A 17,194-nucleotide genomic window follows, 5' to 3' on the forward strand; every position below is an offset into this window, starting at 1 on the left:
GGGGTACAGCAATGCAGCCATTCAATCAAGGAGCAGCCCGGCGGCAAACTGGGTCGGTGGTCATCAACGCGGCCATCGCCCTCAGCCTGTTCGTCGTCATTCTCGTGGGGGTTGAACTCGGTTATCTGTTTTTCATGAAGCGTGAGCTTCAGAAAACAGCAGACCTCGCCGCCATCGCCGGCGCTGAAGCACTGAAACCGAACGACTGCAGTGCCGCTCAGAGTGCTGCAGCCATCAACGGGAATCAGAACATCCCAACACGGCTTTCAGCAGTGTTGGTATCCGAAGTGACTTGTGGAAATTGGGACACCAGTCGTCCGGGCCCCCGGCATTTCGGCAGTCCGGAAGTCGGCCAGAAGCTCAACGCCGTCCTCGTCACGCTGACTAGAACGCCGGCACTTCTGCTCCCGATGCTTCCCGGAAATTCCGAGCGCCTCATCACCGTGGAAGCGCTTGCCGTCCAGAACCAACCACTGGCCTCGCTCACCATCCGGAACACGCTCGTCGCCGTTGACGACGAAAAATCTGTGCTGCTCAACGCGATCTTCGGCGGCCTTTTGGGTGGCAGCCTAGATATCTCGGCTGTTGGATGGAACGGCCTTATCAACACCGATATCAGGTTGCTCAATTTTTTGGATCAACTCAAGATTGCCCTAAATATCAGCGCAGGTGGATATGACCAAGTCCTCAACACTCAGGCTGATGTTGGCACCCTGCTGGGAGCCATGATCGTCGCACTCGAAAGAAGCGGACAAACGGCAGACATCGTGATTACAGCGCTGGAGAAGCTCCAAGCGCAAGCTCAGATCGCCAGCATCAAGCCTCTTCTCAAGATCGCAGATCTACTCAACATCGCGACCGGAACGGATGCTGGCGGCTTAAATACCGATCTGCAACTCTTTCAGCTAGTCAGCGGCGTTGTCCAGTTGGCAAGTGGTCAGAATGCTGCTGCGGTCACTCTGAATGTTCCTCCCTTGGCGGGGATCACTGCCAGCGTGAAACTCAAAATCGTCGAGCCACCGCAGGTCTCTGCGGTAGGTAATCCGAATCTCATTGCCCCTGGTACGGGGCCCGGTACTGGCATCGATGATCCTCACAAGATTTATGTGCGAACCTCTCAGATTCGAGCGTTGATATCTGTGAATCTGAGCAATTTGACCAATGTCATCAGTCAGCTCGGCTCGGCTGTGACAGCTGCAGTCTCTCCGCTCATCGGATTTCTGGATTCGGTAGTCAGCCTGAATCTCGGCAATATCGTCACGTCGCTGGTCGGTGGCATCGTCTGTGCCGGCGACCTCTGCCCAATTTCCAAGGTGATCTACACGAGTGCGCTCCCCTCCCCGATTGATATCAGCATCAGTTCTGGCAACGGTGAGGCATTCGTATCGGGCCATACCTGCACCACAGACACCAGCAAGACGCTCAACGTGCAAGCGAGCACCAATATTGCGCGGATCAACCTCGGGAAAGTGTCTGATACCGTGTTTTCTTCTTCCGCTCCTGTCATTACAGCAGAACCAGTTCCTATCATCGAGATCGGCTTCCAAGAAGCCCGCTACGACTTTTGCATCCTCAATATCCTCCTCGGCTCCATTGGCTGTACAACTCCAAAATGGAGAAATGCAAGCGGGAATTTTGTCGTCGGACAAACCAACGGAGTGAAGCACGTCATCTCCGGATTCGGTCTGAAGATCAATTCGGCAATCGGGGGGACTAGCACGAGCAACCCGCTCGTTTACATCGCTCCTGCACCCGAAAACCTTCCCGAGATTGATGCGCCCCCATTTGATGGAACGGTTGATCCTTCGTACAAGGCTATCAGTTCGAAATCCCTTGTCGGTGGTCTAGGTGACACTCTTGACGGGATTCAAATCGATCCGTATGCAAGTAGCGGTGGTGGGATTCTTGGCCTTCTTCTGAATGGAACGCTCCACCTTATCGATAATCTTCTCGACGGTTTAAAAGGCATTATAAAAACCGCACTGGGGCCACTTCTGGACCCCGTACTTAACAAGGTCCTGGATTTATTGGGCATCGATTTGTCAAAGACGGAAGTCTCCGGCCGACTTTCATGCCATCGAGGTGCCGTTCTAGTCTATTGACTTATGGTTCTTGCCGTGACGATCTTTCATCGCGAGCTGGCTCCTTCGCTGCTTCGCGCTCCCTACTAGCATGAGTTCCCCCTCCAACTTCGACGAACTCGACCTCTTTGTCTGGGAAGGCAAAGCCGACATCCTCGACCGCATTGCGCGGTGCATGGCGAGCTTCGACGTGGAAGTCATCCGGGCCGACGGCCTGCCGCCTCCCCAACAGGACCGCGGTGTCGCGCTGCGTCCTTCCGTCGCGATCATCAGCGTCACCGTGATCGATGGTGGCGGCCTGCCGCACGCGACCGAGCTGCTGCAAGGCATGCCCGTGATCTGGGTGGCTGCCGCCTCGCGCGAGCGCGACTCGCGCACGTATCCGCCCGAGTACCTGCACGTCCTGCCCTACGACTTCACCTGCGCCGAACTGCGCACGATGGTGGCCAAGCTGGTGCGCCAGCTGCGTGCGCGCGATGTCGCGCCGCAGGCGCCCGACGTGCTGGTGGCGCATTCCGATGCAATGAAAGGGCTGCTCGCCGAAGTGGGTGCCTTTGCGGACTGCAACCATCCAGTGCTGGTGCGCGGCGAGACCGGCGTGGGCAAGGAGCGCATCGCGCAGCAGCTTCACATCGGGCACCAGCAGTACGGCAAGGGCGCGTTCGTGGCGGTGAACTGCGGTGCGATTCCCGATGGGCTGTTCGAGTCGCTGTTCTTCGGCCACACGAAGGGCTCGTTCACGGGTGCCGTGCATGCGCACCGCGGGTACTTCGAGCAGGCCACGGGCGGTACGCTGTTCCTCGACGAGATCGGTGACTTGCCGCGCTATCAGCAGGTCAAGTTGCTGCGCGTGCTCGAAGACAGCGCGGTCACGCGGCTGGGCGCAACGTCGCCGATCCGTGTCGACTTCCGGCTCGTGGCGGCGACGAACCGCAACCTGCGCGAGATGGTGGCGAGCGGCGAGTTTCGGGCCGATCTGTTCTACCGGCTCGCGGTCATCGAGCTGCATGTGCCGAGCCTCGAGGAGCGCGGCGAGATCGACAAGATCGCGATCTTCAAGGCGCTGCTGGCGAACGTGCTCGGCGACGAGCTCGAGGCCTTGGGTGAAACGCCGCACTGGCTCAGCGATGCGGTGGCCGAAACCTACTTCCCCGGCAACGTGCGGCAGCTGCGCAATCTCGCGGAGCGCGTGGGCGTGATCGCGCGGCAGTTGCACAGCTGGGACCAGAACCTGATCCAGCGCGCGATCGCGCTCACGCGCGGCACGCCAGCGCCCGCTGCGCTGGCCACCGACCGCAATGGCACGGGGGTCGCGCTCGACGCGAATGGCGACCGCAAGGGCTGGAACAGCAGCGAGCGCAACCGCATCATCGCGGCGCTCGAGATCAACGACTGGAAGCGCCAGGACACGGCGCAGCACCTGGGCATCAGCCGCAAGGTGCTGTGGGAAAAGATGCGCAAGTACCAGATCCTCGACGGCGAGCCTGGCATCCCCGAAGAGACGTAACTAGCTCGCCCCCAGGCTGCGCGGCACTTCGTGTCCGCTTCTCCTTCCCCCTACCGGGGGCAACACCTGAGGCCCGGCAAAGCCGGTTCCTCGGTGTTTCACCAACGGGCTTCGCTGCGCTTGCCTCGAACGGCTATTGGGTTCCGAGGCGCGTCGCTCTGCGCAGCGGCGGGTTCGCAATCGATGCGCCCGGTGCGCGGTCGACCAACGGTTCGCTCGCGCAGGTCGTATTGCTCGAGATGCACAGCGCGCCCAGCAGGCCGTCTTCGGTCAGGACGTTCCGGCTCGGGGGGCCGAAGATGCGGTCGATCCAGTTGTTGGCGCCGATGGGGTCGATGCGCAGTTCGCCGGTGGTGCGCGCCAGGCGCAGTTCCGAAATGCGCAGGTCGAACACGCCGTCGATGTAGTCGAACAGCAGGGTGTAGTAGTCGAGCTGGGCATCGAGCACCTGGGGCAGGGTCTCGCGGCCGAACTCCATGAGGCGGCGGCGGCCGCGGAAGGCCTGGCCCGAGGTGCTAACGGCTTCCATCAACTGGCGCTCGCGTTCGCGGCCGGCCACGGTGCGGGACCACGACGACGCGGTGAGCTCCATCAGGTTGAGCTTCACGCCCTCCATCTTGGCTTCCTGGTTCGCCACTTCGGCCAGGGCGCCCTTGAGCTTGAGCTGGCGGTCGAAGCCGTTGCCGAAGTTCCAGTTCAATTCAAACGCGGCGCGCGTGGGGTCTTGCGGCGACACGCCGCGCGGGTCCTTGCTCTTCACGACGACGGCGTCGAGCGTGGGGTACAGGCTGGCTTCGGTCTGGTCGACCAGCGCACGCGCACGCGCCACGCGGCCCTGGGCTTCGGCCAGTTCGGTGCTGCGTGCTTCGGCGCGGCGCAGCGCTTCTTCCTGCGAGCCGATGCGCCAGTGCGCCGGCGCGGCGAGCACGGGCAGCGATTCGGGCGCGGGCGAGAACTTGAAGTAGTTGCGGAACTTGGCCAGCGCCTCGTCGCGCTGGGCCTCGAAGTCGGACTCGCGCGCAGCCACGAGGGCGCGGCGCGACGCCGCCATGTTGAGGTCGTTGTCGCCGCTCACGCCGAGCGCCACGCGGCGCGCCTCGGCCTTCGACAGGTCGGCCACCACTTCGGTGGCGCGGTGCGCGATCTGCTTCTTCAGGTCGAAGCGCTGCACCTGCAGGTAGGCGGTGAGCGCGTCGAGCACCACTTTCTGCGACGTGGTGGTAACGGCCTCGTCGTCGGCCTGGTTGCCGAATTCGGCGGCGCGCTGCGCCGCGCTCATGGCGCCGCCGTCGATCAGGCTCACGCGCGCTTCGGCAGTGAGCACGGTGTAGTTCTCGCTCTTCGCGTCCTTGGCGCCGCTGCTGTAGGTGCCCGACGACGTGCCGACCTTGAAGCGCGGGTAGCGCGCCATGCGGGCCGCGTCGACGCCGAAGCTGCTGGTGTTGGCCGCGGCCTGCGCGGTCAGCACTTCGGGGTATTCCTGCGACAGCGCAATGAGCGCCTGCTTCACGCGCTGCGCGTAGCTCGCGGCGCCGAGGGACGGCGACGACAGGCGGCGCGACAGTGCCAGCGCTGCAGGTGGCCCCTCCTGCTCCGGCGACGGTTGGGCATACGCGGTGGGCGGCAGCGCCATGCTGACGCACAAGGTCGCGCAGAGCACACCCGGGGCGATGCGCGCGCGCCGGCCCGGCAACACGGGCTTGCTCATGGTTCGCGGAAGGCTTCGCGCCGCAGTTTGAGCACAGGCCGCAGGATGTACCAGATGAACGGATCGGTCCCCACGCGCAGGTCGACTTCGGACTCCATGCCGGCGGTGATGCGGTTTTCCGGCCGTCCCACGTGCGACTGCGACATGCTGATGAGCAGCCGGTAGTACGGCGCGCCGCTGGCAATGGCGGCATCGCGGTCGGCGTCGGCCGCCACGAGCTTGACCTTGCCGTCGACCGCGCCGTAGCGCAGGTAGTCGTAGGCGGTGATCTTCACGCGCGCCTCCTGCCCCACTTCGACAAAGCCGCGGTCGTTCGGGTTGAGGCGCGCCTCGACCATGATCTCGTCCTCGTCGGGCACCACCTCCAGGATGGATTCGCCGGGCTTCACGACCCAGCCGGCGCTGGAGCTGCGCAGGCCCTTCACGATGCCGTCGGCCGGCGCCTTCACCACCGTGCGCGAGCGCTGGGTGCGGGCGCGCGCGAGGTCTTCGCTCAGACTCGCGAACTGGCGTTCGACGGTGGCCAGTTCGTCCGACGCGCGGCGGCGAAAGCGGCCTTCGGCCTCGGCCATCTTGGCCTGCGCCTCGGTGATGGCGGCCTGCGCCGAGATCACGCCCTGGCGCGCCACGGCGAGTTCGCTGCGCACGCCTTCGGCCTGGCGGCGCTTCTCGAGCACCTCGACCTGGCCGACGAGTTTTTCGCTCAGCAGCTGTTCGGAGATCTCCAGCTCTTTCTGCATCAGCGCGAGCCGATCGTTCAGGCCCTTGGCCTTGGCCTGCTGTTCGAGCTGCTTGCTGCGCGCCTGCTCCAGGCCCGACACGGCGCCGGCCATGACGCCGCGCTGTTCGAGCGCGCGCGCCTGGTAGGCACCGACCTCGCCTTCGAGCACGGCTTCGTCGATGTCGGCATCGAACGAATCGCGCTTGAGCGGCTGGCCGCGACTCTCGGCAATGAGCCGCACGCGCGTGGCCTGCGTGGCGGCGTAGCGTGCGGTGAGCTCCTCGAAGTTCAGGCCGCTGCCGCCCAGGTCGATCTCGACCAGCGACTGGCCCTGCTTGACCTTGTCGCCTTCTTTCACGAGCACGTTGCTGACGATGCCCCCTTCCAGATGCTGGATGGACTTCACGCGGTCGGAGGGGATCACGCGGCCCGGCGCGACGACGACGGTTTCCATCGGAAAGCCGAGCCCCACTGCCGCCAGCACCGCGACCGCGCCGCCGATGATCCACTGGCGCCGCCGGCCTTGCGGCGTGGTCTGCGCCGCCTGTTTCTCACTCTCGCCCTGAAGCACCTGCGGCAAGTCTGGTTTCAAAATCCCGTTCCCCTGTCTCTGTCTGTCAGTCGGTCGATCCGTGGCAACCACGAATCACGCATCGCGTGGCCTGCTTGCTCACGCCATCGAGCGCGAGGCGGTCGGGACGCCTGCATTGTTGTTGCTGCTGCCGCTGCCGTCGTCGGTGCTGTCGCCCAGCGCCACCAGCGGCTTCTTCACGCCGAAGAGCTTGGGCACCATGACGGCGGCGGAGCCGATTTCCACGTTGCCCTGGCCGGTGACGTGATAGACGGCGGAGGCCGCCGACACGATGCGCAGCGAGTGCGTGACCACGACCACGGTGCGCACCTTGGCCACCGCGAGCATGGTCGCGAGCAGGTTGCGCTCGCTTTGAAAGTCGAGGTCGTTGCTGGGCTCGTCGAGCACCAGCACCGAGGGCTTGCGCAGGAAGCTCATGGCCAGCGCGAGCTTGCGCCGCTCGCCCACCGAGAAGCCGGTGCCGCCCTCGCCCACCACGGTGCGATAGCCGTCGGGCAGACGCGAGATGAAGTCGTGCGCGCCCGAGAGCTTGCAGGCCGCGACGATCTGCTCGTCGCTCTGGCCCGGCGCGCCGCGGCGCATGGTGTCGACCAGCGGGCCGCCAAACCAGTACACCTCTTGCGAGAGATAGCTGATCCAGCGCGACAGCTCTTCGCGGCCGAACTGCGACAGGTCGTACTCGCCGATGCTCACCACGCCGTGCGTGGGCGTGTACAGGCCCGACAGCAGCTTCACGAGCGTCGACTTGCCCGCGCCGTTGCGCCCGACGATCACATGCAGGCCGCCGGGGCCGATGTCGAGGTCGACGTTTTCGAGCACGGGCTGCGGTGCGTCTTCGGTGAAGCTGAAGCTCACGTCTTTCAGCGTGACGCGGCCCAGCGGCTGCGGCAGCGCCATGCCGGTGGGCGCCTTCTCGACCGGCTCGCCGAGCACGGTCTCCAGCCGCTTGGCGGCTTCCTTGGCGGTGGCCAATGCGCGCCAGTTCGACACCAGCCCGGCCACCGGCTGCAGCGCCTTCAGCGCGAGCATGTTGGAAGCAACGAGGCCGCCCACCGTCATCCACTGCTGCATGACGGCGATGGCGCCGACGGTGACGACGATCACCGAGAACACGGTGAGCAGCACGGTGGTGCCGTCGCGCGCGGTTTCGATCTGGCCGTTCTTGCCGAAGCTCTCGCTGAGCCAGGCGTTGTAGGTCTGCTGCCAGACCTCGATGGTCGGGCCGTCGTTCGATTGCGCCTTGAGCGTCTCGCGCGCATGGCAGATCTCGGAGGTGATGCGATCGAGCCCGCGCCCGCGCAGCACTTCTTCGACACGGCCGGCGCGCACTTCGTCGGCCCACCACCAGGCCAGGAACGCCATGATGGCCAGGAAGGCCGCCACCACGGGCAGCACCGGCAGCGCGACGATGCCGATCACGATCAGCGCGAAGATCGCCATCGGCAGGTCGAAGATCGATTGCGCGAGCCCGCCGGTGACGGTGCCGCGCACCGCGCCCACGTCGCGAAAGAACAGCTGCCAGGACGAGGCCGGCCGCGCCTCGAGCGCGCGCAGCGGCCGCCCGAGCATGGAGTGCAGCAGCGCGCCCGACACGCCGTGATCGACGGTGGCACCCGCATTGCGCAGCAGGCGCGAGCGCCGCGTGCGCAACCAGAACTCGATGCACAGGAAGAACAGGATGCCGCTCACCAGCGCGGCGAGCGTGGAGACGCCGCTGCGCGAGAGCACGCGGTCATACACCTGCAGCAGGAAGATCGAAGGCAGCAGCCCGAACAGGCTGATGGGCAGCGACAGCCAGGCCGCGCTCTTGACGAGCGGGTAGGCCGCGCGAAACGCATCGTTCAGCGCACTGGCATACGGACTGGCGCCGGGGACTTCCGGCCTGTCGGCAACCAGCTGGCTGGGCAAGAGGAACTTGATCATGGAAAAAGACCGATCCGTCGGGCAACGACGCCTGCATCATTATCAACTGTTACCCGACTGTTACAAGGCAAAAATTCGCCTCTGACGCCTCTCAGCATCGGTGGGTGCGAACCTGCGCCGGACTGGTCGTTTCCGTACCGCGCGTTCCTTGCGGCGCGGCGTTTTCCCTGAGCGTGCAATTCATCGTTTTGTGGGCATGGCTGTGGGTCGCGGTGCGGCCGGACGAGCCCGGCAGGCCTTCGGCAAAAACGAGGGCGATGTTGGCGCACAGCAGCATCAGCAGCACCCAGGCGCACAGCAGCTGCAGCCAGCCCAGCCACCAGCGCCGCGGGGGTACCTCGCGTTCGGATTCATAGGGGATGTGGACCAGTGCGTTCCATCTCATGGCAGTGCTTTCAGGACCCGGGCCAGCCGGGAAAGACCGACACCGGCGGAGCTTTTGGCCAGCACCCAGTCGCCTGGTTGCAGCAGCCCGCCGAGTGCGGTGGAGAGGTCGGACACATCGACAAACCAATGGGAGCGGACCTTGGTGCGGATGCGCGTGTGAAGCGCCCGCATCAAAGGTCCGCACAGGAGCACGCGGTCAGGTTGCGACGCCAGCAACTCGGCCTCCAGATCGAGGTGATGGCGTTGCGCCGCGGGCCCCAGCTCCTGCATGTCGCCCAGGATGGCCACCCGGCGCGCAGGCTCGCAGGGGGCTTGTGACAGCAACTCAAGCGCCGCCCGCATCGAACTCGGGTTGGCGTCGTAGGTTTCATCGATCAGCTTGAAGCTTCCGCCGCCGATGTGAATGGTGTGCAGCGCACCGCGTCCGCCCGGCGGCTCGAAGTGCGCAAAGGGTTCGACGGCCGCGGCCAGCGGCAGGCGCAGCGCCTGCAACGCGGCCAGCGCGGCCACGGCGCTGGCGCCCATGTGGCGGCCCGGCGCGTTCAGGCGCAGCTGGAAGGGCTCGCCGGCCACCTCGGCCTGCACCTCGCCGTGGTCGAAGGCGAGCAGGCGCACGTCGGCGTCCTTGTGCTCGCCGTAGGTCACGATCTGCAGCTGGTGCGCCATCGCCGCTTCGGCGAAGGTGGCGAACTCGGGCATGTCGCGGTTGAGCACCACGCGGTCGCCCGCAGCCATGGCCTGGAACATGCGGCAATCGAGCCGCGCGGCGGCCTCCGACGGGCCGCGGTGTTTCTGCGACGCGGCCGACAGCCCCGTCACCACGATGAGCGAAGGCCGCATCAGCTGCGCCGAGGCCGGCATGTGCGAGGTCCCCATTTCGAGCACCCAGTAGGCGGCATGGCGCGGCATGCAGGTGAGGTTCCAGGCGATGCCCGAGGGCAGGCTGATGTTGCCTTCGGGCTGCGCCACCTCGCCCCACACGGTGAGCGCACCGGCCAGCATGGCGGCCACGGTGCTGCTGCCCGCGCCGCTGCCGAGCACGCCGCAGACGCGGCCGGTGAACTCGGTGCGCGCGTGGTCGCCCAGCTCGAGCACGGCCTGCAGCACGTTGGCCACCTGCAGCACGGGCACGCGCTTGTCCAGGTGCGGCTTGGGGTCGGTGCACAGCACGGCCGCGGCCGGCTGCAGCACGCCCTTGAGCGTGACGGCGGCCAGCGGCGTCTTCGAGGGCCGGGCCTGGTGTTCGAACACGACGCGGCCCTTGCGCATGAAGGTGCGCTGGGTCACGCCGGTGGCGCGCCAGCCGTCCTCGGGCTTGACCACCCATTCGCCGCCGGTCACGCGCGCCATCTCGCTGGCCGTCCAGACCGCGCCGTCGTCGCGCACGCCGCCACCACCGCCGCCAGGGCCCGCGCCGCCGGGCTGGCTGCGCCGGTCGAGCAGGTAGCGGTGGTAGGCCGCGAAGCCGGTCACGTACTGCTCGACGTCGTCGATGCGCACGCGGAACGAGTGGTGCCGCACGAAGAAGGCGCCGACGACCGTGGACGGCCGGCGAAAGTACATCGCCATCTCGGGCCAGAAGAAGCCGTTGAGCAGGTAGTGCGCGCGGTAGTCGAGCGCGCGGTAGAACTTCTCGGTGTCCAGCTCGTCGAGCAGGTGCCGCATGGCGGGCATGCTCTCCAGCCGCTGCAGCATCTGCTGCGCCGCCAGCATGAGGCTGAGCAGCGTGGGAAAGGTGGTCTTGCGGTCGAGCACGAAGTCCAGGTAGCCCGCCACGTTCTGCAGCCCGAAGCGGAAGTAGCGCTCCTGCGGACTCCACTGCGTGAGCTCGTTCACGCAGCCGCTGAGCCAGTGGTCGTGCGACTGCCAGTGCTGGCTGGCAATGAAGTGGTCGAAGGCTTTCTCGACCGCGGCCAGCCAGCGCGGATCGCGCGTGAGGCCGTACAGGCGCATGAGGCCGAAGGCCGCCTCGCCGTCGTAGAAGATGACGCGCGAGGCCTGCTTGAGCGACAGGTCGGCCGCGTGCAGCACGTGGTCGAAGCGCCCGCTGGCCGGGTCCTGCAGCGCCACGATGCCCAGCGCGAGCTTCTCCAGCAGCGGCAGCCAGTGGCGCGTTTCCATCAGCTCGCAGTAGCGCACGAACATGCGCACGCAGGCCGCGTTGCCGCCCAGGCGGATCTCGCCGCCGGTGTCGACCAGGTAGGCCACCTCGCGGCCGTCGGGCAGCGTGTAGTCGCGGATCAGCGCGTCGGTGAGGTGGTCGATGGCGCGGTCGATGGCCGCGCGCAGCGTGTCGTCGCGCGTGAGCTCCCAGGCCTCGAGCATGGCGTGCACGGTGCCCGCGTGGCGCATCGCGTCGTAGGTCGGGATGCGGCGGTCGAAGCACGGGAAGTAGCCGTACACGAACAGGCCGTCGCTTTGCATCTGGCGCGCCAGGTACGACGAGCCGCTGCGCACCAGCTCGAGCACCGCCTGCGGGTTCAGCGCCGGCAGCTGGCGGCGGCCCGCGTCGAGCCCCGTGCCCACGAGCTTGTGCACCACGCCGTCGGGCTGGCAGAACACGCCCACCGTGGCCAGCAGGTACACGGTGCGCTCGGACGACTCTTCCAGCGGCAGCGTGCGCTCGAAGCGGGCCTGCGCATAGACGTCGAAGTTGCGCACGTTCACCACCGAATGCGCGATGGTCGAATCGCCGCACAGCATGGCGTTGGCGTTGAGTTCCTGCTCGGTGAAGGCGAAGCCGAAGTCCTGGTCGAAGGCCAGGCCGAGCCGGAAGTAGTTGCGCTTGACCGCGGTGAGCTGGGTCTTGAACTGCGTCCAGTCCATGGGACTGGCGCCCTCGACCCAGTCGATGCGCAGCCAGGGCGAGACGATGCCGCGCTCGCGCACCCATCGCTCGACGAGGTCGGCGCCTTCGCGCCAGGCGGTCTCGAAGTCGTCGGCCCGCGCATGCACGACGTGCGCACGCTGGGAGCCGTCGCTCACCGAGAAGAAGAGCGTGAAGGCCGGGTACGGGGCAGGCAACGCCGCGCACACGGACACCAGGCGCTCGTGGCAGGCGTGGAGCTGGTCTGAGAAGGACATCATTCGGCCCCGGTCGAATGCGGGCGAAGGCCGGTCGCGTCCGTCATCTGCTCTCGCTTGAATGACGTGATCGCGGACCGGAAGCCGCCCGTGAAATCATCGCGTGCTCCCGATTCAGCGGTAGCTGAACTCGGCGCGACGATTGAGCTGATGGCCCTCCTCGGTGGTGGCAAGCGATGCGGGCTTTTCAATGCCCCAGCTGACGGCTTCGATGCGTTCGCCCGGCACGCCCATCTGCGTGAGCATGCGTTGCACGGCCTCGGCGCGGCGCTGGCCGAGCGCGAGGTTGTACTCGCGGCCGCCGCGCAGGTCGGTGTGGCCTTCGATCACGACCCGGCTCGCCGGCCGGTTGCGCATGTAGCCCGCGTGCGCCTCGACGATGCTGCGGTCGCCCGTCCTGACGTCGTACCGGTCGAAGTCGAAGTAGACGATCTTGGCCGGTGTGTTCGGCGGCGGCGGCGGGGGTGCCGGCTCCACCTTGGGCACTTCGCGCACGCTCTTGTTGGAGTAGTAGTAGGTCGCGTCGTCGCGACCGCCCTTGGGAGGCACACCGCAGGCAGCGAGGCTTGCGCCCATTGCCACGAGGGCCAGTATCCGGAAATTCTTGTTCATGACGGTCCTTTCGCGGGACGGGCCGCTGACGGCCCGTCCCTGTCTGCTTGCTATCGAGGTTTCCCTTCCTCCTTCTTCGTGTCCTTGGATCAGCCCAGCAGGCCGTGCAGGATGTTCGTCACGGGTGCCAGGGCACCGCCGGCCGGGCTCTGGTCGAGCAGGCTGGTGATCGGGGTGAGCACGTTGTCGAGCACCGGGGCCACCGTGTGTTCGACGGTGTCCAGCACACCAGTCACGACCGCGGCCACCGGGGCTGCCGGCGTGCCGGCGAGGATGTCGGTCACCGGTTCGACTGCGTTGGTCACGGTTTCGACCACCGTCGAGACCACCGAGCCGGCCGAGCCGTCGAGGATGCTCGTCACCGGTTCCAGGATGCCGGCCACCGGTTCGGCACCACCCGTCAGGCCGCCGAGCAGGCCGCCCACGAGACCGTCCGCACCGAGCAGGCTGCCGACCAGGCCGTCGTCACCGAGGACGCCGCCGAGCAGGCCGCCTTCGCTGCCGCCGAGGACGCCGCCCAGAAGGCCGCCGTCACCGCCGAGGACGCCACCGAGCAGGCCGTCGTCACCCAGCACGCCGTCGAGCAGGCCGCCGGCGTCGCCACCGGTCACGCCGCCGAGGACACCGCCCAGCAGGCCGTCGTCGCCGAGGACGCCGTCGAGCAGGCCACCGGCGTCGCCACCGGTCACACCGCCGAGGACACCGCCCAGCAGGCCGTCGTCGCCGAGGATGCCGTCGAGCAGGCCGCCAGCATCGCCACCGGTCACGCCGCCGAGGACACCACCGAGCAGGCCGTCGTCGCCGAGGATGCCGTCGAGCAGGCCGCCGTCACCGCCGAGGACGCCACCCAGGAGGCCGTCATCACCCAGCACACCGCCGAGCAGACCACCGTCGCCGCCGAGGACACCACCCAGAAGGCCGTCGTCGCCGAGGATGCCGCCGAGCAGGCCGCCGTCGCCACCGAGGACGCCACCCAGAAGGCCGTCGTCACCCAGCACGCCGCCGAGCAGACCGCCGTCGCCACCGAGGACGCCGCCCAGGAGGCCGTCGTCACCCAGCACACCGCCGAGCAGACCACCGTCACCGCCGAGGACGCCACCGAGCAGACCGCCTTCGCCGCCGAGCAAGCCGCCCAGCAGGCCGTCGTCACCCAGCACGCCACCGAGCAGACCACCTTCGCCGCCGAGGACACCGCCCAGGAGGCCGTCGTCGCCGAGCACGCCACCAAGCAGACCACCTTCGCCGCCGAGGACACCACCCAGGAGGCCGTCGTCACCCAGCACGCCACCAAGCAGACCGCCTTCGCCGCCGAGCAAGCCGCCCAGCAGGCCGTCGTCGCCCAGCACGCCACCGAGCAGGCCACCTTCGCCGCCGAGGACACCACCCAGGAGGCCGCCCTCGCCGAGCACGCCACCCAACAGACCGCCTTCGCCGCCGAGCAAGCCGCCCAGCAGGCCCTCATCACCCAGCACGCCGCCGAGCAGGCCACCGTCGCCGCCGAGGACACCGCCCAGCAAGCCGCCGTCGCCACCCAGCACGCCACCCAGCAGGCCATCGCCACCGATCAGGTTGGCCACGCCGTCGGTCACGAAGTCGACCTGCGTGTCCACCGCGTTCAGCAAGCCGTTCGTCGCGCCGGCGCCGAGCAGCTGGTCGACCACCGGGCTGACCAGGCCGCCCACGCCGTCCGTCACGTCATCGACGAGGCTGTCGGCCGGGTCGAGCACGTTCGGGTCGTTCGGCGTGAAGCTGGAACCGAGCACCGGGGCCAGCAGGCCGTCGACCGTGTCGGTCAGGCTGTCGGTCAGTTGCGAGACCGGGGCCAGCACGTCGCCCAGGCCGAGGTCGCCGAGCACGCCGTTGTTCAGGCCGCTCACCAGGCCGGCGACCACGCTGTCGGCCGGGTCGAGCAGGGCCGCGCCGGTGCCGGGAGTGCCGCCACCGCCGATGCCGCCGAGCACGCCGCCCAGCAGACCGCCGACAAGGCCTTCTTCACCGAGCAGGCCGCCCACGGGGCCGTCTTCGCCCAGCAGGCCACCGACCACGCCGTCCGGTCCGAGCAGGCCGCCGACACCGTCGCCGCCGAGCAGGCCACCCAGCGGGCCGTTGTCGCCCAGCAGGCCGCCGAGCAGGCCGTCGTCACCGAGCAGGCCGCCGATGGGGCCGGTGCCGCCGAGCAGACCGCCGACCAGGCCGTTGTCGCCGAGCACGCCGCCCAGCACGCCGTCGCCGCCGAGCAGGCCGCCGATGGGGCCGGCATCGCCGAGCAGGCCACCGACCAGGCCGTCGTCACCCAGCAGGCCGCCCAACGGGCCGTCGCTGCCGAGCACACCGCCCAGCAGGCCGTCGTCGCTCAGCAGGCCGCCGGCGAGGCCGTCGTTGCCGAGCAGGCCGCCGATGGGGCCGCCTTCGCCGATGACACCGCCGAGCACGCCGCCCAGCAGGCCGTCGTCGCCACCGAGCAGGCCGCCCAGCGGGCTGTCGGCGAGCAGGCCGGAGATCGCGCCGTCCTGGCCGAGCAGGTTGTCGATGAGGCCGCCCTGGCCGAGCAGTTCGCCGGTGAGGCCTTCCGAGCCGGCCAGGCCGGCCAGTGCGCCGTCGCCGCCGAGCAGGCCGCCCACGAGGCCGTTGTCGCCCAGCAGGCCGCCGATCGCGCCGTCGTCGCCGAGCAGACCGCCCAGCAGGCCGTCCGCGCCGAGCAGGCCACCGGTCAGGTTGCCGACGGCGCCGTCGCCGAGCAGGCCGCCGACCAGGCCGTCTTCGCCGAGCACGGTGTCGAGCAGGCCGCCGACGGCGGTGTCTTCACCCAGCAGGCCGCCGACCAGGCCGTCCGGTGCCAGCAGGCCACCGACCAGGCCGTCTTCGGCCAGCACGCCGGCCACGAGGCTGCCTTCGCCGAGCACGTTCTCGAGCAGGCCGCCGAGCGCGCCGTCGTCGCCCAGCAGCTGGTCGGTGACGCCGCCCAGGCCGAGGGCGTCGGTGAGGCCGCTGACGATGCCGTTGTCGCCGACGAGGTTCTCGAGCCCGTTGTTGAGCGCGTCGGTCACGTAGTCGACCTGGCCGAGCAGGCCGTCCAGGATGGCACCGGCGGCGCCGGCACCGAGCAGCGGATCGAGCACCGGGCTGAGCGCTTCGCCGAGCGGGTCGGTAATGCTGCCGACGGTGTCGTCGATCGGGTCGAGCTGGTTCGGGTTGTTGGCCTGGAACTCTTCGCCGAGCAGCGGAGCGAGCACGTCGTCGACGACGTCGGTCAGGTCATCCACCACCCCCGCCACCGGGGTCAGCGAGCCACCAAGGCCGAGCGCGTCATCCAGGCCGTCGACCACGCCACCCACGATGCCGTCGGCTGGGTCGAGGAGGTGGTCGGCGTCTGCGTCGGAGTCGGAATCGCTGTCCGAGTCGGAGTCAGAGTCGGAGTCGCTGTCCGAGTCAGAGTCTGAATCCGAGTCACTGTCCGAGTCGGAATCAGAGTCGCTATCCGAGTCGGAGTCGCTGTCCGAATCCGAGTCAGAGTCCGAATCAGAGTCGCTGTCCGAATCCGAGTCGCTATCGCTATCGCTATCGCTATCGCTATCGCTATCGCTATCGCTGTCGGAGTCGCTGTCCGAGTCGGAGTCAGAGTCCGAATCGCTGTCCGAGTCCGAATCGGAATCCGAGTCGCTATCCGAATCCGAATCCGAATCCGAATCCGAGTCGCTGTCCGAATCCGAGTCGCTGTCAGAGTCCGAATCGGAATCCGAGTCCGAATCAGCGTCCGCATCGGACTCACCGCCCGGGCCGCCCACGAACAGCGGGAAGCCGGTGGTGCCACCGTCGCCGCCACCGCCGCTCAGTGCAGCACCCAGCGCCGCGGCGCCCAGGGCGCCCAGCGCGAATTCACCGAGGCCGATGCCGCTGCCGGCCGCGGTCTTCTTGGTCACTGCCAGGGCGGCCGCATCGGCGTCGCTGTCCGGCGGGGTCACCTGCAGGTCGCCCGAGGCGACGTCCACATTCACTTGTTCGAGGCCGCCGGGCAGCTTGGTCGAGCCGATGGTCGCATCGGTGCCGCCGGTGAAGACGCCGGCCAGCGGCGCCTTGTTGGAGGCCGATCCGGGGAACAGCACGTTGGCCTGGCCGCCGTCCGGCACGATCACGCGGTCGCCGGCCATCAGGGTCTGATTGCCGTCCACCGGAATGCGGACACCCTCGCGCATCACTGCAACGCCGGGCGTAGCATTGGACAATGTGCCCACGCTGGGCGACGCCACGGCCGCAGGCGCGGCGGAGGCGCCGGCGCTGATGCCCGGCGTGCCGAGCGGCGTGACGGTGGCTTGGGCGAGAACCACGGGCGCGCCAGTGGCGGCGAGCCCTTCGGTCGAAACGGTCGATGCTTGTGGAGCGGTCATGGCAGCCTCTGTGACAAAAGATGCATCTACAGGGGCAACTTGCGTGCCGCTTTTCCGCCGCCGTGCCAACGCCGCGCCATCGGCGCTTCAAGTGTTTGATTTGTATGGATATTTTTCTGAAAACCGCGCAACGCACCGGCCTCCGAAACAGCCCGTAAGGAGGTCAATTCGCGATTCGTTACGTAACGATGTAA

Annotated in this window: 9 protein-coding genes; 2 read left to right on the forward strand and 7 right to left on the reverse strand. The window is 67.7% G+C overall.

The window, feature by feature from the left end; all coding sequences use genetic code 11:
* The first annotated feature begins 11 nt into the window (after positions 1 to 11).
* Together AC1RGU_RS20395 and AC1RGU_RS20400 are read left to right on the forward strand one after the other, a co-directional pair.
* Entirely contained in the window at positions 12 to 2,102 is a 2,091-nt protein-coding gene (locus AC1RGU_RS20395; protein WP_492697648.1) for a TadG family pilus assembly protein, read from the forward strand.
* 70 nt (positions 2,103 to 2,172) lie between these two features.
* Positions 2,173 to 3,588, forward strand: a complete 1,416-nt coding sequence (locus AC1RGU_RS20400; RefSeq protein ID WP_492686561.1) for a sigma 54-interacting transcriptional regulator — start codon at positions 2,173 to 2,175, stop codon at positions 3,586 to 3,588.
* Between the two features lie 133 nt (positions 3,589 to 3,721).
* On the opposite strand, the gene AC1RGU_RS20405 is transcribed toward AC1RGU_RS20400, so the two are convergent.
* The 7 genes from AC1RGU_RS20405 to AC1RGU_RS20435 all read right to left on the reverse strand — a co-directional run bounded on the left by AC1RGU_RS20405 (position 3,722) and on the right by AC1RGU_RS20435 (position 17,000).
* Positions 3,722 to 5,296: a TolC family protein gene (locus AC1RGU_RS20405; protein ID WP_492697649.1), complete on the reverse strand. Its 1,575-nt coding sequence runs from the start codon at positions 5,294 to 5,296 to the stop codon at positions 3,722 to 3,724.
* On the reverse strand, positions 5,293 to 6,588 hold the full coding sequence (locus AC1RGU_RS20410) for an HlyD family type I secretion periplasmic adaptor subunit (protein ID WP_492697745.1): 1,296 nt from the start codon (positions 6,586 to 6,588) through the stop codon (positions 5,293 to 5,295). The genes AC1RGU_RS20405 and AC1RGU_RS20410 overlap by 4 nt, the downstream gene beginning before the upstream one ends.
* Before the next feature lie 99 nt (positions 6,589 to 6,687).
* A complete protein-coding gene (locus AC1RGU_RS20415) occupies positions 6,688 to 8,532 on the reverse strand; it encodes a peptidase domain-containing ABC transporter (RefSeq protein WP_492697650.1) in 1,845 nt (614 codons plus the stop codon).
* A 91-nt stretch (positions 8,533 to 8,623) separates the two neighbouring features.
* Positions 8,624 to 8,917, reverse strand: coding sequence for a hypothetical protein (locus AC1RGU_RS20420; RefSeq protein WP_492697652.1), 294 nt, complete (start codon positions 8,915 to 8,917; stop codon positions 8,624 to 8,626).
* On the reverse strand, positions 8,914 to 12,003 hold the full coding sequence (locus AC1RGU_RS20425; RefSeq protein WP_492697654.1) for a glutamate ligase domain-containing protein: 3,090 nt from the start codon (positions 12,001 to 12,003) through the stop codon (positions 8,914 to 8,916). The genes AC1RGU_RS20420 and AC1RGU_RS20425 overlap by 4 nt, the downstream gene beginning before the upstream one ends.
* Positions 12,004 to 12,117: 114 nt before the next feature.
* Positions 12,118 to 12,615, reverse strand: a complete 498-nt coding sequence (locus AC1RGU_RS20430; protein WP_062479666.1) for an OmpA family protein — start codon at positions 12,613 to 12,615, stop codon at positions 12,118 to 12,120.
* Between the two features lie 89 nt (positions 12,616 to 12,704).
* A complete protein-coding gene (locus AC1RGU_RS20435) occupies positions 12,705 to 17,000 on the reverse strand; it encodes a hypothetical protein (protein ID WP_492697655.1) in 4,296 nt (1,431 codons plus the stop codon).
* Positions 17,001 to 17,194 lie beyond the last annotated feature (194 nt).

This window comes from Variovorax sp. GW823-FHT02B07 (genome assembly GCF_058797695.1).

Bases quoted from the DNA above. Each gene is read 5' to 3' on its own strand.
- AC1RGU_RS20430 (WP_062479666.1), bottom strand. From the start codon at position 12,615: ATGAACAAGAATTTCCGGATACTGGCCCTCGTGGCAATGGGCGCAAGC.
- AC1RGU_RS20415 (WP_492697650.1), bottom strand. From the start codon at position 8,532: ATGATCAAGTTCCTCTTGCCCAGCCAGCTGGTTGCCGACAGGCCGGAA.
- AC1RGU_RS20425 (WP_492697654.1), bottom strand. From the start codon at position 12,003: ATGTCCTTCTCAGACCAGCTCCACGCCTGCCACGAGCGCCTGGTGTCC.
- AC1RGU_RS20395 (WP_492697648.1), top strand. From the start codon at position 12: ATGCAGCCATTCAATCAAGGAGCAGCCCGGCGGCAAACTGGGTCGGTG.
- AC1RGU_RS20420 (WP_492697652.1), bottom strand. From the start codon at position 8,917: ATGAGATGGAACGCACTGGTCCACATCCCCTATGAATCCGAACGCGAG.
- AC1RGU_RS20435 (WP_492697655.1), bottom strand. From the start codon at position 17,000: ATGACCGCTCCACAAGCATCGACCGTTTCGACCGAAGGGCTCGCCGCC.
- AC1RGU_RS20400 (WP_492686561.1), top strand. From the start codon at position 2,173: ATGAGTTCCCCCTCCAACTTCGACGAACTCGACCTCTTTGTCTGGGAA.
- AC1RGU_RS20405 (WP_492697649.1), bottom strand. From the start codon at position 5,296: ATGAGCAAGCCCGTGTTGCCGGGCCGGCGCGCGCGCATCGCCCCGGGT.